Annotated in this window: 23 protein-coding genes; 10 read left to right on the forward strand and 13 right to left on the reverse strand. The window is 43.1% G+C overall.

Features of this window, described 5'->3' with window-relative positions; all coding sequences use genetic code 11:
* Positions 1-129: 129 nt before the first annotated feature.
* From FPZ43_RS13080 to FPZ43_RS13115, 8 genes are all read right to left on the reverse strand, one after another.
* Positions 130-1,326 (reverse strand): aspartate aminotransferase family protein, encoded by a 1,197-nt coding sequence (locus FPZ43_RS13080; protein ID WP_146382377.1) that lies wholly within the window; start codon positions 1,324-1,326, stop codon positions 130-132.
* Between the two features lie 116 nt (positions 1,327-1,442).
* On the reverse strand, positions 1,443-1,925 hold the full coding sequence (locus FPZ43_RS13085) for a hypothetical protein (protein WP_146382378.1): 483 nt from the start codon (positions 1,923-1,925) through the stop codon (positions 1,443-1,445).
* Positions 1,926-1,938: 13 nt separating this feature from the next.
* Positions 1,939-2,940, reverse strand: coding sequence for a hypothetical protein (locus FPZ43_RS13090; RefSeq protein ID WP_146382379.1), 1,002 nt, complete (start codon positions 2,938-2,940; stop codon positions 1,939-1,941).
* A 56-nt stretch (positions 2,941-2,996) separates the two neighbouring features.
* A complete protein-coding gene (locus FPZ43_RS13095; protein ID WP_146382380.1) occupies positions 2,997-3,551 on the reverse strand; it encodes an RNA polymerase sigma factor in 555 nt (184 codons plus the stop codon).
* Between the two features lie 57 nt (positions 3,552-3,608).
* A complete protein-coding gene (gene bcp / locus FPZ43_RS13100) occupies positions 3,609-4,070 on the reverse strand; it encodes a thioredoxin-dependent thiol peroxidase (RefSeq protein WP_146382381.1) in 462 nt (153 codons plus the stop codon).
* 5 nt (positions 4,071-4,075) lie between these two features.
* The gene (locus tag FPZ43_RS13105) at positions 4,076-5,833 is read right to left on the reverse strand and encodes a M23 family metallopeptidase (protein ID WP_261381087.1); all 1,758 of its coding nucleotides are present in this window, start codon (positions 5,831-5,833) and stop codon (positions 4,076-4,078) included.
* Positions 5,834-5,840: 7 nt separating this feature from the next.
* A complete protein-coding gene (locus FPZ43_RS13110) occupies positions 5,841-6,452 on the reverse strand; it encodes a fumarylacetoacetate hydrolase family protein (RefSeq protein ID WP_146382383.1) in 612 nt (203 codons plus the stop codon).
* A gap of 97 nt (positions 6,453-6,549) precedes the next feature.
* The gene (locus FPZ43_RS13115; RefSeq protein WP_146382384.1) at positions 6,550-7,059 is read right to left on the reverse strand and encodes a T9SS type A sorting domain-containing protein; all 510 of its coding nucleotides are present in this window, start codon (positions 7,057-7,059) and stop codon (positions 6,550-6,552) included.
* Positions 7,060-7,252: 193 nt separating this feature from the next.
* Here FPZ43_RS13115 and FPZ43_RS13120 point away from each other — a divergent pair, with 193 nt between their 5' ends.
* The gene (locus FPZ43_RS13120; protein ID WP_146382385.1) at positions 7,253-9,211 is read left to right on the forward strand and encodes a KUP/HAK/KT family potassium transporter; all 1,959 of its coding nucleotides are present in this window, start codon (positions 7,253-7,255) and stop codon (positions 9,209-9,211) included.
* Positions 9,212-9,288: 77 nt separating this feature from the next.
* On the opposite strand, the gene FPZ43_RS13125 is transcribed toward FPZ43_RS13120, so the two are convergent.
* From FPZ43_RS13125 to lpxK, 3 genes are read right to left on the reverse strand one after another with little or no spacing between them, the layout of a single operon-like run.
* Positions 9,289-11,382: a putative porin gene (locus FPZ43_RS13125; protein WP_146382386.1), complete on the reverse strand. Its 2,094-nt coding sequence runs from the start codon at positions 11,380-11,382 to the stop codon at positions 9,289-9,291.
* Positions 11,382-12,197 carry a purine-nucleoside phosphorylase gene (locus tag FPZ43_RS13130; protein ID WP_146382387.1) on the reverse strand — a complete coding sequence of 272 codons (816 nt, stop codon included), beginning with the start codon at positions 12,195-12,197 and terminating at the stop codon, positions 11,382-11,384. Before FPZ43_RS13130 ends, FPZ43_RS13125 begins: the two co-directional genes overlap by 1 nt.
* Complete coding sequence (lpxK, locus tag FPZ43_RS13135) at positions 12,169-13,224, reverse strand: tetraacyldisaccharide 4'-kinase (protein ID WP_146382388.1); 1,056 nt, start codon at positions 13,222-13,224, stop codon at positions 12,169-12,171. Before lpxK ends, FPZ43_RS13130 begins: the two co-directional genes overlap by 29 nt.
* Positions 13,225-13,269: 45 nt before the next feature.
* Between lpxK and FPZ43_RS13140 the strand changes: the two genes are divergently transcribed.
* Positions 13,270-14,181, forward strand: a complete 912-nt coding sequence (locus tag FPZ43_RS13140; RefSeq protein WP_146382389.1) for a serine hydrolase — start codon at positions 13,270-13,272, stop codon at positions 14,179-14,181.
* Position 14,182: 1 nt separating this feature from the next.
* Here the strand turns inward: FPZ43_RS13140 and FPZ43_RS13145 are convergent, their stop codons facing one another.
* The gene (locus FPZ43_RS13145) at positions 14,183-14,671 is read right to left on the reverse strand and encodes a VOC family protein (protein WP_146382390.1); all 489 of its coding nucleotides are present in this window, start codon (positions 14,669-14,671) and stop codon (positions 14,183-14,185) included.
* Positions 14,672-14,787: 116 nt separating this feature from the next.
* Here FPZ43_RS13145 and yihA point away from each other — a divergent pair, with 116 nt between their 5' ends.
* From yihA to FPZ43_RS13185, 8 genes are all read left to right on the forward strand, one after another.
* Positions 14,788-15,417: a ribosome biogenesis GTP-binding protein YihA/YsxC gene (yihA, locus tag FPZ43_RS13150; protein ID WP_146382391.1), complete on the forward strand. Its 630-nt coding sequence runs from the start codon at positions 14,788-14,790 to the stop codon at positions 15,415-15,417.
* Positions 15,418-15,528: 111 nt separating this feature from the next.
* Positions 15,529-16,383 (forward strand): UbiA-like polyprenyltransferase, encoded by an 855-nt coding sequence (locus FPZ43_RS13155; protein WP_146382392.1) that lies wholly within the window; start codon positions 15,529-15,531, stop codon positions 16,381-16,383.
* The gene (locus FPZ43_RS13160) at positions 16,371-16,982 is read left to right on the forward strand and encodes a Crp/Fnr family transcriptional regulator (RefSeq protein ID WP_146382393.1); all 612 of its coding nucleotides are present in this window, start codon (positions 16,371-16,373) and stop codon (positions 16,980-16,982) included. Before FPZ43_RS13155 ends, FPZ43_RS13160 begins: the two co-directional genes overlap by 13 nt.
* A 107-nt stretch (positions 16,983-17,089) precedes the next feature.
* On the forward strand, positions 17,090-18,019 hold the full coding sequence (locus FPZ43_RS13165) for an NAD-dependent epimerase/dehydratase family protein (protein WP_146382394.1): 930 nt from the start codon (positions 17,090-17,092) through the stop codon (positions 18,017-18,019).
* 179 nt (positions 18,020-18,198) lie between these two features.
* Positions 18,199-18,654 (forward strand): hypothetical protein, encoded by a 456-nt coding sequence (locus FPZ43_RS13170; protein WP_146382395.1) that lies wholly within the window; start codon positions 18,199-18,201, stop codon positions 18,652-18,654.
* Between the two features lie 92 nt (positions 18,655-18,746).
* Positions 18,747-20,447: a M3 family oligoendopeptidase gene (locus tag FPZ43_RS13175; RefSeq protein WP_146382396.1), complete on the forward strand. Its 1,701-nt coding sequence runs from the start codon at positions 18,747-18,749 to the stop codon at positions 20,445-20,447.
* Positions 20,448-20,489: 42 nt separating this feature from the next.
* Positions 20,490-20,993, forward strand: a complete 504-nt coding sequence (locus FPZ43_RS13180; RefSeq protein WP_146382397.1) for a glycosyl-4,4'-diaponeurosporenoate acyltransferase CrtO family protein — start codon at positions 20,490-20,492, stop codon at positions 20,991-20,993.
* A gap of 58 nt (positions 20,994-21,051) precedes the next feature.
* Positions 21,052-21,708, forward strand: a complete 657-nt coding sequence (locus FPZ43_RS13185) for a GGIII-like transmembrane region-containing protein (protein ID WP_146382398.1) — start codon at positions 21,052-21,054, stop codon at positions 21,706-21,708.
* A gap of 1 nt (position 21,709) precedes the next feature.
* Here FPZ43_RS13185 and FPZ43_RS13190 read toward each other — a convergent pair whose 3' ends face one another.
* On the reverse strand, positions 21,710-22,369 hold the full coding sequence (locus tag FPZ43_RS13190; protein ID WP_146382399.1) for a phosphatase PAP2 family protein: 660 nt from the start codon (positions 22,367-22,369) through the stop codon (positions 21,710-21,712).
* Positions 22,370-22,399: the final 30 nt, after the last annotated feature.

Raw genomic sequence — 22,399 nt, forward strand, 5'->3', positions numbered from 1 at the left:
GACACATTTACGTCGGACGCGTACACATGTGCATAAACTGTACCAATAATATTACAGCCTTTATTTATAGTAAATATTCGACGATGTAATTAAACTAATAAGAAAAGTTTATGTTTTTAAGCCAAGCGCTTAACGCGTATTTGTATGTAAATCAATAGCATCCAAGATAACTTTGCAGGCCTTTTCAATCTCGCTTGATGTGATGATGAGTGGAGGGGCAATACGCATAGAATTACTGCAATGTAAAAACCAATCGGTAATTATCCCATTTTCTATACATGTGTCGATTATTTTTTTGAGCAGTTCGAAGCTTTCAAACTCAACCGCGAGCATAAGGCCCTTACCACGCACCTCTTTTATAGCCGGATGAACCAGTAATTGGCGAAACAGCGATTCTTTAGCAGGCACTTGATCAATAAGTTCTTCTTGCAATAAAACTTCCAGCGCAGCCAGCCCTGCTGCGCAGCAAACCGGGTGTCCGCCAAAGGTTGTGATGTGCCCAAGGATAGGGTTCTCTTTAAAGGCACCCATAACATCGGTATTGGCTATAAAGGCGCCAACGGGCATACCGCCGCCCAATGCCTTGGCAAGCAATAAAATATCAGGCACAATACCATAGTGCTCAAATGCAAATAACTTACCTGTGCGGCCAAAGGCAGCTTGTATCTCATCAAATATCAACAGGGTGCCAGTCTCATTACAGCGCTGGCGCAATGCATGCATGTAGGCTACATCCGGTATACGAATGCCGGCTTCGCCTTGTACGGTTTCTAAGATAACACAGGCGGTTTGTTTGGTTATGTTTTCGAGTTGAGGCGTATTGTTAAGATCTATGAAACTTACGCCCGGTAGCAGGGGCCGGTAAGCCTGTTTAAATTCTTCGTTACCCATTATGCTTAGGGCACCATGGGTACTGCCATGATAGGAGTTGGTAAACGCAATTACCTCATGCCTGCCTGTGTATCGTTTAGCCAATTTTAAGGCGCCCTCAACTGCCTCTGCGCCTGAGTTGGTAAAGTAAACAGAGTTTAAAGATGTGGGCAGTATACTCACCAATTTTTCGGCAAAGCGCACTTGCGGAGTTTGTACATATTCGCCGTACACCATCAGGTGCATGTACTTGTCTACCTGATCTTTCACTGCCCGGATTACCGTAAGGTTGCTATGGCCAAGGTTGCTTACGCCAATGCCCGATATAAGATCTATATGAGCCTTGCCGGCAGTGTCATAAATATAAACACCCTCTGCACGTTCAAATTCCAACAAAAGCGGAAAATGCGTTGTCTGGGCATTATTGTTCAGAAAAAGCTGGCGAAGAGTTAGCATAACGATATAATTACATAAAAGCAGACGGGATAAGCCTGCGCTGCAAAAATCGTAAATTTTAGGCACAATTAAATTTGCCGGAATCTCTATACGGAAATAAATCAGGGAGAAGGGACTTAGTTACCCGCGCGGATGCTGCGTTCGCTTAGTTGCTTAAACAACTCATCGGTAAACTGGCGCTCGCTTTTGTAAAGTTCGCTTACCTTTTCGGCAGGAAGAATTTTTAAAAACTCATCGCGGTAATGTTTACGAATGTTAACCATCTGGTTATCGTATTCAATTTCCTTGTCAATTTGCTCGGTACCATTAGCCTGGGCACTTGAGTTATTAAGGCGCTTTAAAATACGTACAGCGGTAAGTTCCTGCTGATACTTGCGGTAAACGGGCCAAAAACGGGCCGATTCCGAATCGGTAAGATTTAATTGCTGGCCGATAAATCTTTCATGTGCAGCCTCCAGTTTAGGGTTGCGGGATGCACTCCTGAACCTCGCAGCCGGAGCATTACGCGGGCGCAGGTTATTTGCCTGCGCGTTAGCATCCTCGTTGCCCCAGGTTAGTACAACTACAAACAAAAAAATATATCTGAATAAGCTATTCATCAAAAAGTATCAATTAAAAATCAACATAGTCCTGGATGTCGGCATCAAGGGCCTGTGTATTTATTTGTTTTGCATCAACCATCTCGCGTGCGTCGCCGGCGTCAACATGTAGTTCCAAATAATCTTTTATCTCATCAACCGGCACATCAGACAGTTGGGTATGCAGCATTGTTTTATTGTGCTGAACGACAACCGGTGCAGTTACAGGTTTAAAAAACACCGCGAAGCCTACAATCAGTGCAAGGCAGGCAGCAGTAGCATACTTAAAAGCATCTAACGCGAACAATTTGCGGGTAGTAAGCTTACGTACAACAGCTTGCTGCGCTACAGTTTTGTTTAGTATTGCTGCATTAAGCTTGTCAAAGTAACCGGCAGGTACATCAAAGGCATTCACCTTTTCCTGATCGTTCAATAATTCGTCAACCGCAATTTTAGCGGTGATCTGCTCACTAAGGTTTTCGAAGTATCCTTGCGGAACACCGAAAGATGCTTCTTCAGAAGGAGCCGCCTCCTCAATATTTATACGGCTTTGTATGTTTGCAGATAAGTTTTCAAAGTAACCATCCGGCACATTAAATGCATCTTCACCTGAAATTTGTTCCCCGATGTTTATACGGCTTTGAATATTATCTGACAGGCTCTCGAAGTAACCGTTCGGCACACCAAAATTTTCTTCGGTTGCCGGTGCCTGCTCTTCAATGTTTATGCGGCTTTGTATCTTGTCTGTAAGTTCGGCAAAGTAACCTTTAGGTACGGTAAATACATCAGCGTTTGCAAATTCAATATTAACCCGGCTTTGAATGTTGGCGGTAAGGCCTTCAAAATAATCGTCGGCAACGGTAAACCCTGCCCCGGGTGTTGCATCTTTTAACTCACTTAACTTTATTGTATAAATAATACGCTGCCCGGCATCTTCAAAATAACCAGACGGCACTGTAAACGGGTTCTCCTTCGTAAACCGTTTAAGTGACATTTCTTCGTCTGCCCACTCGTTGTTGTCCATTTCGCTTTTCATATTTCCCTTATTAGATATACCGCGGCTGCAAAGGTTTAATGCTAAGTGTAAAAAAATTAATCTTTCGACAGAATAAATGCCTCAATCTTTTTAACCGCTAAATGATAAGACGTTTTTAGCGCGCCGACACTGGTGCCCAGTACGTCGCTTATCTCGTCGTACTTCATGTCGTCAAAATACTTCATGTTAAATACAAGACGTTGTTTATCGGGTAAAGTTAAAATGGCTTGTTGTAATTTTCTTTGTATCTGGTCGCCGGTAAAGTTATCCGAGCTGGCAAGGGTATCGGCAAGTTCATAATCAACCTCATCAAGCGGTACGTTGTTCTTTTGCTTTTTCTTGTTCAAAAACGTGATACACTCGTTAGTGGCAATGCGGTACATCCAGGTGTACAGCTGTGCATCATTCCGAAAGCCGGGCAGGTTTTTCCATATTTTTACAAATACGTCCTGCACAATATCATCGGCATCGTCATGGTCAATAACCATTCGGCGCACGTGCCAGTAAATTTTTTGCTGGTATTTTTTAAGCAACAGGTTAAATGCCTCGTTACGGGTTTTCTCTTCCCGGAACTTGCTTAAAATCTCTTCATCTTCTACCTGAACGGACATTTATTAAAATTTATACTCTAAAATAAATATAAAGCCTTTTTTGTTTGCTTGTGCTTGCTACGCCAACAGATCAAGCACCTGCTGTGACGAATTTTTGGTGTCAACCTTTTCAATCACTTTATCAATTATGCCATCGCCGTTTATGATAAAAGTGGTGCGGGCGGTACCCATATACTTTTTGCCGTACATGTTTTTTTCTACCCAAACGCCATAGGCCTCAACAATGCTGTGCTCGGTGTCGGCTATTAATGTAAATGGTAACTGGTACTTGCTCTCAAACTTCTTGTGCGATTTTTCATCATCAACGCTTACACCGATCACTTCAAATCCCTGGCTCAAAAGCGACTGATAGTTATCCCTAAAATCGCATGATTCGGCCGTACAACCCGGTGTGTCATCCTTCGGATAAAAATAAAGGATCACTTTTTTCCCTTTATAGTCTGATAACGAAACGGGCTGGCCGTTTTGGTCGTTAGCGGTAAAATCTGGTGCTTTGTCGCCCTGGCTTAATTTTGGCATGTTTTCTATCGGTTAAATTCGGCTGTAAATGTGGTAGCATTGCTTTTAACATCGGTAACTACCAACTCAAATGTATGCTTTCCGGGTGCAATATCGTTATTAAAGGTGTAACTTAAAATCCTGCTTTTATAGGCCCATTCCATCAGTACCCATTTACCATCAATTTTGCCTACGTAGCTTTTAATGCCCGATAGGTTATCGCTCATCCTGAAATTTACTGAGCGCACCTTAGCCATGTTGCTGCCGTTACGAATATTTAATGGCGTTATAACCGGCGGTACGGTATCAAGTTTAATATAATAATCGCCAAAGGCACGTGCAGATGCCTTAACATACCCACCATCATATTTGCCGCCAATACTGCCGGTAGCCGCGTTTACAATAACGGCTTTATCTGCAAGTTTCCCCAGGTCAACATCTGGTTTTATCCAAAGGTCATAGCCTTCATGCAGGGGAGTTAGCTTGTTGTGGATGCGATGCGTTAACGATAGGGCACCCACTTTAGCCGGCATGGTACTGTACATAAAATCGAGGTTATCATACAAATTGCCGGGCATTACGGTAACCTTTACCTTGTCGTTTGCAAACTCATTTTTTTGATTGAACTTAAACCACTTGCCCAAGGGCTTGTCGGGCACGGGGCTGCCTGCATCAGTGTTTGATTTTACTTTAAGTGCTAAGGTAGATGTATTGCCCGCAATATCTTTAACAACATATTCAACATCATGCTCGGCGTTATCATTAAATGGAATTATGCCGCCGTTTATTGATTGAGGGTACAATGTGATACGACTGCCAGGCATAATAAAGCATTTTTGCATCCAGCGGTGTGATGTTAAATACGCCGGATAATCAATATATGCATTAATGGCCCTTGTTTGATCAAAGCCAAACCGCTCCACAGCAAAAGTGTATACAGTTACACCATCAAGCTTAAGCTCGGCCGAGTAAATGCCGTTGCGGTTGATAGATGCGCTGTTTTGATCAGTCACGCCAATGGCGAAGCCAATGTTACCGCTTAAGTTAAGCGTTTGAGGCTGTGCCAAACGATAATTGCCGTTTGAGCCAGTGACCGCCATAAATTCCTTTGGCGTTTTTTCACTAAACGGGTTGCCATTTAAATGATATATGCCGATGGAAGTAATAGCCGGTGGGATTTGATCTGGTATAGTAAGGCCGAACAGCTGCGGGTTAATCGTTTCCTGAGAGGTGGTATCGCGCAACTCGAAGTGAACATGCGGCCCTGCCGAAGCACCTTCGTTACCCGAGGTTGCCACAATCTCGCTCTTGCTTACGTTAAACATTCCTTTGGGGATGGCTATGTCGGCCTCAAAAGTTTGATTTTTATACTGGTATTCTTTGATGTACTTAGTCACCGCAGGTGTAAAAGCCGATATATGCCCGTAAACCGACGTATAGCCATTGGGGTGAGTTATGTATACCGCCTTGCCAAAACCGCCAAATTGTATACGTACACGTGATATGTAACCATCATACACCGCATGTACCGGGTAGCCGGTGCGCTGGTTGGTTTTAAAATCGAGACCGGAATGGAAGTGATTCGGCCTCAACTCGCCAAACGAACCTGCGGTACTTGGCGACAGATCAAGCGGATAGCGGAAGTCGGTAGTAGGATACTCTCTACTTTGAATAAGCTTTTGTGCGAAAGCTATATTGTTTATTGAGCTGATTAATAGTGTGGCTGCAGCAGCTATTAAAAAGGCGCGCTTGTTATTTTTCTTAATATTCGTTCGATCGGTCAAAAACAGGTTATTTAACATAAAAATCTAAAAGCTTTTCCCCTTCTAAATACCCTTCCAGCCTGTCGCCTATGTTTACTTTGCCAACGCCAACAGGTGTACCGGTATAAATAAGGTCGCCTTTTTTTAAGGTTATGTATCGCGATACAAAGGCGATAATACGCTCAAACGAAAATAGCAGGTCTTTTGTGTTACCCTTTTGGCGATTTTCTCCGTTTATATCAAGTTTAAAGTTGATGTTGTAGATATCGTCAAATTTATTCTTCGGTAAAAAGTTGCTTACAGGTGCCGATCCGTCAAACGCTTTTGCCAATTCCCAGGGCAGGCCCTTTTCTTTATGTTTGCTCTGGATATCGCGGGCAGTAAAATCCACCCCTAGTGCAATTTCCTCGTAATAATTGGCAGCAAATTTTTCGCTGATGTGCTTTCCTTCTTTTACAATCTTCAAAACCACTTCAATTTCGTGATGTACATCCTGCGAAAAATCGGGGTGGTAAAAAGGTTTATTATCTTTCAGAAGCGCGGTGTCGGGCTTCATGAATATCACGGGCACCGTTGGCACCGGGTTGTTAAGTTCTTTGGCGTGTTCGGCGTAATTACGGCCAATGGCAATTATTTTCATAGTTGCCGAAAATAGAAATTCTAATTGCTAAAAGCTAATTGTGGATTGATAAAAGGAGGAGAGAAAGCAGATGTGTTACCAATAGCAAAAACCGCTACTATAATACCGAAATGCGTTTGTTTACAGATTCGGTACCTACAATAATGCGTACAAAATAAAAACCGCGGCTTAGCTTGTTGCTGATGTTATAACTAACGTTTTGGTCACCGTTTTCAACCCTTTGCGAAAATATTGTTGCAACGTCGTTACCCAGCACATCCATGATTTTGATGTTCACGTATGCATTGCGCGATACGGTGTATTTAACATTTATCAGATCCGTTAGGTTGATAGGGTTGGGGTATACCTGTACGTTGGTAAGCAACTTATCATCGGGCCGGGGTACATTTATTTTGGTAGTTGATATAACGGCCGGTTTAAGCGGCGGTAACGTTAAATGAAGGCTGTTACGAAAAGCAGCCGGTTTTGATGGCCTGCTGCGCACGTTGCGCAGTATGGATGTATCAGTTTTTTGGGCAACTACACCTCTCGCAAACGCAAAGTTCACCGCTATTGCAAATGCAAATACAGTGAGCCATGAATTTAGATAAGTATATTTTTTACCCATATATCTTAAGATATGCAAAAGTATAAATAAAGTAATGATACGCTTGTTATACTTGCCAAATAATAAATAGTTTTAACAATTTTTAACAAAATAACCATTATTTAGTTATTCTTAACAATCAGACTTATACGGATATCATTAGTTTAAGTTGTAATGGTTTTTTTAATAGTTTTGCATCCATTTAAAAAATATCGTGTCAAATCATAAAGATCTACAAAAACTATCGGCCGCTGGGCTGCTTATTAGTTTAGGAATCATTTACGGAGATATTGGTACATCCCCGCTTTATGTATTTAAAGCAATCATCGGTACCGAACATTCAAGCCTTTCCCAACAAATATCACAAACACTGGTACTTGGTGGCGTGTCACTTATTTTTTGGACACTTACCCTGCAAACCACCCTTAAATATGTTGTGATTACTTTGCGGGCAGACAACAAAGGCGAGGGTGGTATATTCTCGCTTTTTTCGTTAGTGAGGCGCAAGGCCAAATGGCTGATAATACCGGCCGTGGTTGGTGGCTGTGCGTTACTGGCCGATGGTATTATCACTCCGCCAATTACCATATCATCTGCTATTGAGGGTTTAACGGTATACTATCCCAATTTGCCAACGGTGCAAATTGTTATAGCCATTATTGCAGGCTTATTCATCATACAGCAATTCGGTACATCGTTAGTTGGTAAAGCATTTGGGCCTATCATGTTCCTGTGGTTTACCATGATGGGCGTGTTGGGTATTGGTTACATTATTCAAATGCCATGGATATTGAAGGCGATAAACCCGTATTATGCATACCAACTGCTTACCTCAAACTACAACGCCTTCATAATACTTGGCGCGGTTTTCCTGTGTACAACAGGTGCCGAGGCGCTGTATTCGGACCTTGGCCACTGCGGGCGCGACAATATCCGCATCAGCTGGATATATGTTAAAGTCTGCCTGATATTAAACTACATGGGCCAGGCCGTTTGGCTTTTGCAGCGCGAAGGGAAGGTTGTTGACCTTGCAATGAACAACCCTTTCTACAAGATCATGCCGGAATGGTTCCTGATATTCGGAATTGGCATTGCTACTGTTGCCGCTATTATTGCCAGCCAGGCGCTGATATCGGGTTCGTTCACCCTGATTGCCGAGGCTGTCCGGTTAAACTTGTGGCCAAAAGTAAAAATCAACTACCCGTCTGAACAGAAGGGCCAACTGTATGTACCAAGTGTGAACTGGTTGCTTTGCGCCGGTTGTATAGGGGTGGTATTGCTGTTTCAACATTCGGCAAGGATGGAGGCTGCATACGGCTTAAGTATAACCGTGGCCATGTTAATGACAACCATATTGGTATCCAAATTTTTGCAGCGAAAAAAAGCGCCCACTTATATTATTGCATCGTTCCTGGTTGTTTACCTGCTTATCGAGGGTACGTTTTTACTGGGTAACCTTGTTAAGTTTGTGCATGGCGGATGGTTTACACTCACCATTGGTTTGGTGCTGTTCCTGGTTATGTGGACATGGCACACCGCCCGCAAAATTAAAAACCGCTATGTGAAATTTATTGAGGTTGATGATTACTTCAACATCATTAAAGAAATGAGCGAGGACGAATCGGTACCAAAATACGCATCGCAGTTGGTATACTTAACCAGTGCAAATTTTAATTCAGAGATTGAATCCAAAATCATTTACTCTATATTACAAAAGCAGCCTAAACGTGCCGATGTTTACTGGCTGGTACACGTAGATGTGGTGGATGAACCTTACAAACGCGAGTACGAGGTAGACTTTTTGGTGCCGGGTAAATTGATCCGTATCGACTTTAAATTGGGCTTTAGGGTTGAGCAGCAAATAAACCTGCTGTTCCGTAAGGTGGTTGAAGAGTTGGTTAAGAACGGCGAGGTTGATATCACCAGCCGTTACAAATCATTAAACAAGCACAAAATTGTGGGCGATTTTAGGTTTGTGGTGATTGAGAAAGTACTGTCGCGTTCGCATAACCTGTCTTTCTACGAAAAGTTTATTATGTTTATTTATACGCAGCTTAAAAAAGTAAGCTTATCAGAGGAGCGCAACTTTGGCCTCGATCTTAGTTTCGTTACCGTTGAAAAGGTTCCGCTGATGCTCACCTCGCCAGATTCGGTTGAGCTGCACCGAGTATAAAACAAGGTTAAATAAAAACGCCCGGCTTAGTCGCCGGGCGTTTTTTGTATCTGTTAAGCTATCTTAAATGTCTGGCACTAATTGTAAAATGTCCAGGCAACGCCAAACTTAAGCATCTTCTCCATTTGCGGGTAGCGGTTAACGGTGTAAAAGCCTTTGCTAAACAAACCCTGGTTCACGTAATCGTATTGGATAAAAATGTTGGTACGCTCTAGTGTGGTCTTGAAGAAAACACTGCCGATAGGGTATGACGTAAAAGTAACATCAGGCCCGTTGTAAAACTGGCCAATTCCAAGCGCATATGATGGCGCTTTGTATTCCGAATTGTAACGTGCCGTTACACCAAACTGAGATTTAAGCACATTAAAAAACGTTGCATCAAAGTATAAGCTGCTGTAGGTGTAAATTTCCGGGGTGCGGAGTATGTTACGGTTATCTGTTTTTTGGTAAACCAGGTAATTGTCGAAGTGCAGCCTGCGCCATTTTAGGTTTTTACCTGCACTTATCTTAAGCATGTTAATGGCGCCGCCAAATTGCATTGGTGTTGCGTCGATACCGCCGTTTGGAGAGGCAAAGTACAAGTAGTCATTAATCAGGAAATACTCTGCCTTCACATCAAATTGCAACATATCGTTTATATAGTTAAACGACAGGTTGGTTACCTTTTGATTGTTAAAATCATTATTGAATATATAATGGTTGGATATCCAATTGGTGTATATCATGCCCGGCGAACTGCTTTGCAGGTAGGCTCCCAACACTATGCGGCCTGCCTTGCGGCCGCCTGCCAGGCTTAGCTTTGCATCGTACAATAAATCGCCAAAATTTCGGCCCTGTACAATCTGCCTGATATCGCCGTCGAGGTATATCCTGTCGCTAAAACGGTATCCCAACTTGGCTTTAAGCGTAATGTTCTGAAAGCTCTCGTTTTGTACCCGGCTTGGCAGTATCTGCTTACGGCCAACGCTGTTTAGTACAGAATCGCTCACAAACTGGCTCATCTTGTAATAATCCTGCGTTAAACCTACGTCGAGCTTTAATTCATTTTTTACGAAGCCTACTGAGCGCCCTCTCAGGTAAAAGCTGTACGAGAAATCATTTTGTAAATGCAGTACGTTAAGCGAATCACGAGAGCGTGCTGCGGTAAAATAATAGTCGGGAAATACATTGTACGTATCCACACCATTTTGCAGGTAATTGTACTTACGCTGATTATAATAAAAGGTGTAAGCAACGCGCTGTGTAGGCAGCACACTGGTAGTGCCGTTTTTAGCACTATCAATACGGCCTATGTAGTAAAACTGCTTTACATACAAGCCATTGTTTTTCTGGCTCTGAAAGCTGCTGCCAAGGCGAACCGGCTCCCGCGATTTATCAAAGCTGCCGGTATTATAAATATCGTTATTTTGCAGCGAGCCCGTTTCAGGTGCCTTAAGATTATTGAATAATAAATTGGCCAGCAAGTTATACCGTTTGTTAACCGAATGGTACCAGCTAAATAAACCAAAGTTTATATCGCTCACGTTTTGGCTAAGTACATTGTTATTACTGTAATAGCCGCGCGAACCGTTAAAGTTCATCATGAGGCCAATGTTCCAGTTAGGCTTCACGTTTTGGGTATGCACAACTTTAAACAGCTGCTCTTTCGTGCTGCCCAGCGTATTATATAACGATAGCAGGGTATAAGGCGCGCGGGCATTGTAATAGTTAATATCCTGCGGCTGCAGCAGGTACGCATCCAGCGAGTGCAGGCCCTCATCAAACCCAATAGTTTTACGCGGATTAAAAAGCAGGTCGCGTTGCGAAACGCCAAGATAGCCCAGGCTTATTTTGGGGTTTCGTGGCTGGCTTAAAACGCTCCAATTCTCGAAGTTTACCAGGCCCGTATCCAGCGGGAACAACTGGATGCTGTCGCTCAGCAAACGCTCGGTTGTAACCTTTATGAATTTGGAATTGATAACAATAGAGTCGCGGTGCGATTCTTCACGCGCACGTACCGAATCCAGGTTTTGTGATTGCTCCCTGCTTTGCACTCTGCCTGTATCACGGCTGTAAACAGGCTCCATACGGCCGGTAGTTGGGTTGGTAGGATAGCGGTTTATTTGCGCCGATGCAAATTGTGCCGACGCGCAAATCAATATCACCAATAAGTATTTGAGCCTTTGGGCCATTAAAGCGTTGCTATAAGTTCTTTTAATATCAAAGTTAGTTTCGGTTCGGCCTGGCTTGCTACTGCAATTATTTCCTCAACAGATACCGGCTTTAAATCCTCCGGAAAACCTTCATCTGTCAAAACTGATATTGCAAATACAGGCAGACCCATATGGTTGGCCACAATAACCTCGGGCACGGTACTCATACCCACGGCGTCGCCGCCTATAATGCGCAGGTATTTGTATTCGGCACGTGTTTCAAGATTAGGACCTGTAACCGCAACATAAACTCCTTTGTGGCAGGTAATATTGTTTGCGGCGGCTATTTGCAGTGCTTTTTCGATAAGGTGTTTTTTATAAGGCTCGCTCATGTCCGGGAAACGGGGGCCAAGCTCGGTATTGTTGCGGCCAACAAGCGGGTTAAGCGGCTGCAGGTTTATATGATCGTCAATAACCATTAGTTCGCCTTTTTTAAAGGCGGGGTTAAGTGAGCCACTTGCGTTTGATACGAAAAGCGTTTTGATGCCAAGCATTTTTAATACCCTTACCGGGAAGGTAATTTGCTGCATGCTATAGCCTTCGTAATAATGCAGGCGACCCTGCATAGCCACCACCTTTTTACCGGCCAGTGTACCAAATATCAACTTGCCCGAATGAAACTCAAGGGTCGACATCGGGAAGTCGGGAATATTGGAGTACATCAATTGCTTTTCAACCTCAATCTCGTTCACTAAGCCACCAAGGCCAGTCCCTAAAATTATACCGGCTTCGGGCACAAAGTCGCCTATGCGGCTTTTTATATAATTAGTTGTTGTTTGGATATTGTCTAACATAGTCTGTTATAATTTTATCAAAGTTTTGCTGCCCGTTGTTTAAAAACTCGATGCCAATGGGCTGTACAAAAAATGGCAGTTGTGCCACAGCATTTTGTAACGACTGTTCTCTTAAACGCTGCGCATCTTTTTCTGTTGTGATGATGAGCTTGTTTGGTGACGTGCAGGCAGCAAAGTCGGCAGCAAGTTTACTGATATTTTTTAAGGTAAATTGATGATGATCGGGATAATTATGGTGTACAATTTTGGGCGTTTGCGTTTGCAGGTAGGTTGTAAGTGGTGCAGGGTTGGCAATGCCCGTAAGTAGAAACACAGTAGTATCTGCATCAATGCTAATATCAACATCGTTACCGTTTAATGGCCTCAAAGGTTGATACTTTATCGAGCTGAAAAACAATGGCTGCCAGTTCATGGGCGATAAGCGATTATAGCACCTGGTAAATTCTGCCTCGCCAATGTTTGGGGGGCATTTTGTTACCACCATCATATCGGCTCGCCAACGGCCGCTAAACGGTTCGCGCAGGTTGCCTGCAGGCAACATAAATTGAGGCTGTTGCAAGCTTTTATAATCAAACAGCAAAATGCTGAAGCCCGGTTTTACCGCCCGGTGCTGAAATGCATCGTCAAGAATAATCAAGTTATGTTGTGCCTTTAAATTATCTATCCCGGCAGCCCTGTCTTCGCAAACGGCTACGGTTACATCCGGATACTTGCTTTTAAACTGTGCAGGCTCGTCACCAACCTGGGTTGCCACTGCATTGGCCGGGGCGGTTATAAAGCCCTTTGTTTGCCTGCCATAGCCCCGGCTTAGGGTAGCGAGTTTATAGTCTCTTTTAAACAAAGCAATCAAATACTCTGTCATTGGCGATTTACCTGCGCCGCCAACCTCAAGGTTGCCAACGCTGATAACAGGCAAATCAAATTCCCGGCTTTTAAAAATGCCGGCATCATAAAGCCAGTTGCGGATTATTACAACAAAGCCATAGAGCAATGAAAGAGGCAATAGAAGCCAGCGCAGGAATTGCATAGGCAGTAAAGATAGGAAAGTGGAATTTATGTTACCTTAGTTAACATGAAACAAATAAGCTTCATTATTATAATAATGCTATTGGCGAATATGCACAGCTTCGCCCAAACAGATGCTAAACTAACAACTCAACTACAAAAAGCAGTAAGCGGTTTTAACGGGCAGGTTGGCGTTTACGTGCAAAATTTAAAAACGGGTAAGGTTGCCGCTATTAATGCGGATACGTTGTTCCCGACGGCCAGTATGATAAAGGTAAGCATCCTAGCTGGTGTGATGGACAAGATCGAGAAAGGCGAATTGCAATACAACCAAAAACTAAAATATCGCGATTCGCTGCTTTACGCAGGCGAAGATATTTTAGGATCATTTAAAGATGGCGATAGCATTTACCTAAGCAAGGTAGCCATGCTGATGATCACCATGAGCGATAATACCGCAAGCCTTTGGCTGCAAAAACTTGCAGACGGCAAGAACATTAACAATTGGCTCGAGCAAAACGGGTTCAAATATATGCGTATCAACTCGAGAGTTGAGGGGCGGGAGGCTATGCGCCCAATTTACGGGTGGGGTGTTACTACGCCCCGCGAAATGTGTAAACTATTCACCATGATACATGATGGTACGGCAGTAAGCCCCGCCGCAAGTGAGCGCATGTATCGAACCATGAGCCATATATACTGGGATCAAAACGCACTTGCCCAAATACCGCCTTACATACAAACAATATCCAAGCAGGGTGCTGTAGATGCATCACGGTCGGAAACCGTGCTGGTTAACGCCCCGCATGGCGATTACGTATTTTCTGTTATCACAAAAAACAATAAAGACCAACGCTGGACGGCCGACAACGAAGCTTCCACCCTGATCAGGAAAATATCGGCCCTGCTTTGGCACTATTATGAGCCGCAAAGCAAATGGAAGCCTGCAGGCGGCGTAGCAAAATATATGCTTAATTAAATTACTTAAGCTCGTTAAGCAGGCCGCGTATATCAAGCTGGCGGGTGTACATTGTTAAGTTACCGTCAGCATCTAAAGGCCATTGCTCGCGCGGGCGGTCCCAATATAACTCAACACCATTTTGATCAGGATCATTTAGGTATATCGCTTCGGATACGCCATGATCTGCCGCGCCGGTTATATCATATTTTTTATCAATAAGGCGTTGCAGTATGGCGGCAAGGTCTTTACGCTCGGGATACAGTATTGCAGTATGGTACAAGCCGGGCGCACGTTCGGGTGCCGGTGCCGAGCCTTTGCTGTGCCATGTATTCAGCCCGATGTGGTGATGATAGCCTCCGGCCGATATAAATGCAGCCTGATCGCCATACATGGTAATCAATTCAAAACCCAGCAAGTCGCAATAAAATGCCATCGCCCGTGGCAAGTCGCTCACTTTTAAATGCACATGGCCTATGCGGGTCTGGGCAGGTATTTGGTAATTGCTCATTTTATATGTGTTTAAACATCAAATTTAGCGGACTTGATTACACTTTTCGTTAAAGCATTGTAAATATGTAAATCACAAGCAAATATGGTTAAATTTCAAATCCTTACCTTTGCGGCATGATCATTAAATCTGCCGACTTTATTTGCAGCAATACGCAAGTATCCAAATTGCCGCTGCCATTAAAACCCGAATACGCTTTCATCGGCAGGTCAAACGTGGGTAAGTCGTCACTTATAAATATGCTTACGCAGAAGAAGGGCCTTGCAAAAACATCGCAAACACCGGGTAAAACGCAACTCATTAATCATTTCCTGGTTAACGAAGACTGGTACATTGTGGATCTGCCGGGCTATGGTTATGCCCGTATATCAAAAAGTAAAAAAGAAGACTGGGACAAATTTATCCGTAACTACCTTGATAAACGTGAGAGCCTGCAATGTGTAATGGTGCTGATAGATAGCCGCCTTGAACCGCAAAAGATAGACCTTGCCTTCTGCAACTGGCTTGGCGAGAAAGGTCTACCGTTCATACTGATTTTTACCAAGGCCGATAAGCAGGGCAGCCTGAAAACAGATCAGAATGTGGCCAAGTTCCGCAAGGCATTAATGACTACCTTTGAGGAGGCGCCTCAACACTTTGTAACATCATCAGAAACGCAGGCAGGCCGCGATGAAGTTTTAGCATTTATAGCTAATATCAATCAAAGCTTTGAAGCGCCTAAGTACAACGAGGAGTATTATAAGTAGTCTCATCGCTTTGTCGACAGTATTTTGTACGTTTCCCTTTTCTGCAACTAAGGCGTATCTTTGCGATGCAATTTAGCATTGCATAAGCCTTTAATATTGCAGCTCAAGTCAATGAAAAAATATTTATCGCTCGTTACTTTCTCGCATACCATATTTGCCATGCCGTTCGCCTTTATTGGCTTCTTTTTGGCAGTTACTACAACCAGCCACACTTTTGAGTGGCAAAAGCTGGCAATGATGCTGCTTTGTATGGTGTTTGCCCGCAATTCGGCCATGGCGTTTAACCGCTATCTCGACAGAGATATTGATGCAAAAAACCCGCGTACCAAACAACGAGATATCCCTGCCGGTCGCATATCACCGGCGGCTGCACTTACCTTTACTTTAACAAACTGCGCACTGTTTATTATTACCACATGGTTTATAAACCCATTGTGCTTTTATCTTTCGCCCGTAGCCTTGTTGGTGGTATTGGGTTACAGCGCCACCAAACGTTTTACGGCATTGTGCCATATCGTTTTGGGTTTAGGTTTGTCGTTGGCCCCAATAGGTGCTTACCTTGCAGTTACAGGTGCTTTTGCGTTGACACCTGTGTTTTTCTCATTATCAGTTTTGTGCTGGGTTAGCGGGTTTGATATCATTTACGCCCTGCAGGACGAAGATTTCGATCGTGGCGAAAATCTGCACTCCATTCCCGCCTGGTTGGGTAAGGTAAATGCTCTGAGTTTGTCAACTGTGTTACATATCTTTTCGGCCATATTTATCTTTATGCCTGTGTTATATACCAATGTGGGCATATTATACTATGTAGGTATAGCATTTTTCTGCTCGATGCTTATCTACCAGCACCTGCTGGTTAAGCCAAATGATTTGAGCCGTGTAAACATTGCCTTCATGACCACCAACGGTATAGCCAGTGTAGTATTTGCCGCGTTCTTTTTGTTAGACAGGGTATGGATGAAGTAACTGATGCTCAGCTAAAGCAGTTTCGCGCTCGCCTTGCAGCATTCGTTGAATTTAACGAAGCCGAGTGGATTGTGATGACACAATACATATCTGTAAAGCAGCTTAAGAAAAAGGCCCACTTTGTTGAGCCTGGAGAGGTTTGTAAGTATCTGGGTTTTGTAGCAACGGGTTCTGTAAGGTATTTTCATATCATCGACGGTAAGGACATTACCAACTACTTTAGTTTCGAGAATGATTTTGTAAGTTCTTACAAAAGCTTCCTCACAGGCGAGACATGTATAAGTTATATCGAGGCGCTTGAGCCATCTACCATATTGGTGGTAAGCAAAAAGAATTGGGAAGAAATGCTGAACAACCCTATGCTGGCGTATAAAATTGAGCGCCTAGGCCGCTTGATAGCCGAGTATTACCTCATTTGCTACGAAGACAGGTTGACGGGCTTTATCACGCAGACACCCGAAGAGCGCTATTTGCAATTGCTTGAAAATGGTAAAGATATCATCAGGCGAATGCCGCAACACTACATTGCCAACTTTTTGGGCATAACGCCGGTTTCGCTTTCGCGGATGCGCAAAAGGATCATGGTAAACTCCAGGTGATACACCTTTACTTAATAGCATCCAAACATCATTTAAAAACTTATCTTAAGATAACGTTTTGGTTTACAACGGGCCAGTAAATTTGCTTCATACCAAAAGATACAGACATGCATACCATATTAGGAGCAGGCGGGCCGGTAGCCAATGCGCTTACCCGCGAGTTAATCAACAACAACAAAACTATTCGCCTGATTAGCCGCAGGCAGGTTGCCATAAAGGCAGACAACCTTACCTGGCAAAAGGCTGATTTACTTAACCTGGGCCAACTAAGTGCCGCCACCAAAGGCTCGGAAGTGATATATATGTGCGCGGGCCTTGTTTACGATGTCAAGATTTGGCAGGAGCAATGGCCAATCATTATGAAAAATATTATTGCAGTAGCAAAGGAGCACAAGGCCCGGTTGATATTTTTCGACAATGTGTATATGTACGGCCTTGTTAACAGCCCGATGACGGAGAATACACCAAACAACCCTAACAGCGAAAAAGGTAAAGTGCGTGCTGCAATTGCCGAGACGCTGATGGCAGAGATAAAAGCCGGAAACATACAGGCGACAATTGCTCGCGCTCCCGATTTTTACGGAACCGACAGCACTAATGCTTTCCTGGATTTAATGGTGCTTAGCAAATATGCAAAAGGCGAAAAGGCCCAATGGATGGGCGACCCAAACAAGCTGCACAATTTTATTTACATACCCGATGCCGGGCGTGCAATGTACCTGCTGGGTCAATTCCCGGAGAGCGATAACCAGATTTGGCACCTGCCTACCGCACCTGTAATGACAGGCAAGCAATTTATAGAAATGGCTGCACGTATCTATGGGGTTAAGCCAAAATATATGCGGGTAAATAAGTTTATGCTTTGGCTATTAGGTTTATTTAATAAGCTTATTGCAGGCACTGTTGAGATGTATTATCAAACCGACCACGATTATATTTTTGATTCGTCGAAATTTGAGAAGGCCTTCAACTTCAAGCCAACGAGTTATGAGGATGGGATAAGGGAAATGTCGGAAACGATATATAAGCCGGAGTGAATTAAGTCGCTAATTGTTACCCTCTTTGCTATGCAACGAGGGATGTTTTTGTGTCTTTTATTACCTTTCTTCGCAAAGAAGAAAGGTTGAGTAGCGTAAATATCAGAGTAATTAAATATAAGGCAATTAGTTAACTTTAAGCCGACAAATCTTTACACATAAATGTTTTTGAAATAGGAATGGAAGTCTATTTTATAGTTCTGCTATTAGCTGTGCCTTTCTATTTGATTTTTAGATATTTTCTAAAAGATAAAATTAAAAGCAAAAACGTCCGCATAATTTGCACAATAGTAGCCACCATTATAGCCGCTCCAATATTTTATATATTGGTGGCAGTAGCACTTATAATGAATTATGAGAGCTACCCGAATAGAAATTTTGATAAAGAAGCTTGGTTGAATAATAAAAATCATCGGTATGAGTACTCCGAAGATATCATACAGGACAAACTACTTATCGGTAAAACCAAAAAAGAGGTTCAAGCTTTCTTAGGGAAAGAAGGAAACTTAGAAGCGGATGATACTTGGTACTATGATTTAGGATATAAACCGGGATTGGGGAATATAGATCCAGATGTATTGATGGTCGAGTTTGTAAATGGAGTGGCTGTTAAAGTTTCGCAATACAACACTTAAATAAGATTTAGACATTTCCGTTATTATTCCAGCCTAAAACTTTAGTGGCTTATCTGCATATTTGCATATAAGCATATCTGCACATCAATTATATGATTCATAAAAAAACACGTACCTATATCCCGGCCGATCTTGAAATTAAATGGGAAAACCTGGAACCGATATACGCCGAACTACTACAGCGCCCTATTAACTCTGCCGCCGAGCTTGAGCAATGGCTAAAAGATGGCAGCGAATTACAGGCTGCCCTTGAAGAAGATTTTGCGTGGCGCTATATACGCATGACCTGCGATACCGCTAACGAGGAATTGCTGCAAAGCTTCCAATACTTTGCTACCGAGATAGAGCCGAAAACCGCACCGGTTAATAATGAGCTGAACAAGAAGTTAGTAGATAGCCCTTACATCAATGAGCTTGATGAGGAAAAATTCTTTATTATGCTACGCGGCGTAAAAAAAGCCCTGGAACTTTTTCGAGAAGAAAACATTCCACTCCAAACCGAGATACAGGTGGAGCAGCAAAAATACCAGTCGATAACCGGCTCCATGTCTGTGCATATTAACGATAAAGAGTACACCCTTGAGCAGGCTTCGGTATTTTTAAAAGATGCCGACCGTAGCGTACGCCAGCAGGTTTGGGAAAAGATTACCGAACGCCGCCTGCAAGATAAAACTTTGCTCGATTCACTTTTTGATAAATTGCGCGTGCTGCGCCATGAGGTAGCCGTAAATGCAGGTTTCGAAAACTTTCGCGATTATATGTTCCAGGCCCTGGGGCGTTTCGATTATACCCCGCAAGATTGCTATGCTTTTCATGCAGCAATTGAAACCGAGGTGGTGCCTATTCTACGCGGATTTGCCGAAAAACGGCGCGAAGATCTTGGCCTTGAAACCTTAAAACCATGGGATCTGGATGTTGATCCTGCAGGTCGCGCAGCATTAAAGCCGTTTAACAACGGTAACGAATTGATCGAAAAATCTATCCAATGCTTCAGCAACATTAACCGTTACCTGGGCGAGCGTTTGGAGATCATGAAAGATAATAACCTGTTTGATGTAGAAAGCCGCAAAGGCAAAGCACCGGGCGGTTACAACTATCCGCTGGCCGAAACAGGTGCACCATTCATTTTTATGAATTCGGCCAATACCTTTCGCGATTTAACAACCATGGTGCATGAGGGTGGGCACGCGGTGCATACTTTTTTAACTGCCGACCTGGAGCTGAATGATTTTAAACATTGCCCAAGTGAGGTTGCCGAATTGGCATCCATGTCGATGGAGTTAATTTCTATGGATAACTGGGATGTTTATTTTGATAATGAGGAGGACCTTAAACGCGCCAAGCGTGATCAGCTTTATGACGTGCTTAAAACGTTACCCTGGGTAGCAGTGGTTGATCAGTTTCAACATTGGCTATATACCAATCCCGATCATACACCAGCCGAACGTACAGATGCATGGCTAAAAATATACGAGCCATTTGGTGCTGGCTTTGCCGACTGGAGCGAACATCGCGAGGCTGAACAGAACCTTTGGCAGAAACAACTGCATATTTTTGAGGTGCCGTTTTACTACATTGAATACGGTATGGCGCAATTGGGAGCCATTGCAGTTTGGAAAAACTACAAGGAAAACCCGGAGGAAGGGCTACAGCAATACCTGGATGCCCTTAAATTAGGCTATACCAAAACCATAACCGAGATTTACGAAACTGCCGGTATCAAATTTGATTTCAGCGCAGCTTACGTAAAAGAGCTGGCCGAGTTTGTGAAAGCCGAATTAGATAAGATTTAATTACAATCAAGCCCTTCCCAGAAACCGGAAGGGCTTTTTAATATGAATCAAGTCATTAATTTTTTCTGGACAATACTATGCGGCTTGCCGGTGGTTATCTTTTGGATTTTTTTTGGCGACGTACAGCTACTTATTGCTTTTCTTATAATCAGCCTGCTAAGCCTTTTTATTCCTGCACGATTTATGCAACTGAGCAAAAAGCCGGTTTGGTACAATAAATTCGGCGTTAAAGTAACCCGCCGTTATGTGCAGCATGGCGATTGGGTAAACAGCAGATCAAAGGTTAAAAATCCCGCTTACCGTGTAATAGCAAACCGCTCATCCGTAGGCAAATACCGTAAAATGATCAGGCTGTATGAGCGATATCATTTCTTCTGCTTTGTACTTTTTACGCTCACATTTATCTACGCGATTGTGGGTTCACATTACACACTTGCGCCCTTTATTTTTATAGCCAATATTATATACAATGTGATGCCGCTAATGCTTCAGCAATACAACACGGCCCGGCTTATGAAGCTAAAAAACAGTTTGGCAATTGCCTAATAAACAAGTATTTAACCAATTTTTAAAACTTATAAGTGAATTTTGAGTTTTAAAATTCATGAAAAAGACACTTTTAATATTAAGTGCGGTGCTGTTTTCAATATCCGGCTTCGCACAAATCAAACCACTAACAACTGTAAAAGTTGATAGCCTGGTAAGTGTAAACCTGCCCGAAAAATATACACGTAAAGATACTTTAGGCCAAACCATATTATCAGGTAATAGCGACTATGGTTATATGGTTGTTATACGCGCACCTAACGCCAATACCGATCCTTTGAAAAAAGAGAAGGATTTAAATAAAGTGCTTAAAGATTATATCGCAGGTATAAAAGGCCAAAGCTCGGGCGCGGCACTTAACGTGCGCGATACCACCCTGGGCCAGTTAAAGGCAAAAACATTTACACTTGAGGTAGACGAAGGCCAGGGTAAACAATACCGTAACTTCATCCTGCTTTATACGCAAGATGTTACCTACACCTTCGAGTATTATTTTGAAGCAGCCCGTGAAACGCTTATTAAGGATGAGTATAAAGCTTTCACAAGCTCAATCAAAATTTCCGACCAATTACACCGTACAGACCAGTACCTGAGCAACGCAAAAGGAATGTCGTCTGGTGCTAAAATAGGTATTTACGGCGGCGGTGCCTTGCTGCTTATCATCATTATTGCTGTTATAGTAAGCAAACGCAAAAAGCAGCAGGAAGCAGCTTAAACTATTTTTTGAGCAGCCCCCTGCACCAAAGGGGGCTGTTTATAAATGCCTTTCTATCTATAAAAGCTATCCACAAGACAGTTGTGATAGCACCCACTACTGATCCTGCCATTACATCCTCAAAAAAATGCTGGCTTAGGTACATGCGTGAATAACCTATCAGCACCGCAACAGCAAAGAGCACTAAACCCCACATTTTTTCCTGAATAAGATAAGTGAGCGCTATTCCTGCTGAAAAGGCGGTAACCGTATGGCCCGACGGGAAGCTATGCACTTTCAGAATGTACAGATCTTTCACAAGATGTATTTTGGATAACTGATCCTGGAAATAGAGGCCGGGCCGGGGCATATCAAAAGCATACTTTAATACCTGGGCAACTAATGAACTTACTCCATAGCTGCTGGCTAATAAAAAACCCGATCGATAGCTTTTCAAGATGGCAAGGGCTGCAGCAATTAACAATACCGTGATGCCGTCGCCGGCATAAGTTATGTATGGCATAACAATGTCGGCAAGGTCGCTATAATGGCTGTTTACAGTAAAATATATGGTTTCGCGGCTGTAAAGGAACTTTATAACAAGGCACCCGCAAAGCACAATAATGTAAGGTAACAAAAAGTATCTGGTCCTGTAAAAAACATCGCGGGCTCCATTATTCATGCGGCACAAAGTAAAGCATATCCTGTTTCA

Source organism: Mucilaginibacter pallidiroseus (assembly GCF_007846085.1).
GTDB lineage: Bacteria > Bacteroidota > Bacteroidia > Sphingobacteriales > Sphingobacteriaceae > Mucilaginibacter > Mucilaginibacter pallidiroseus.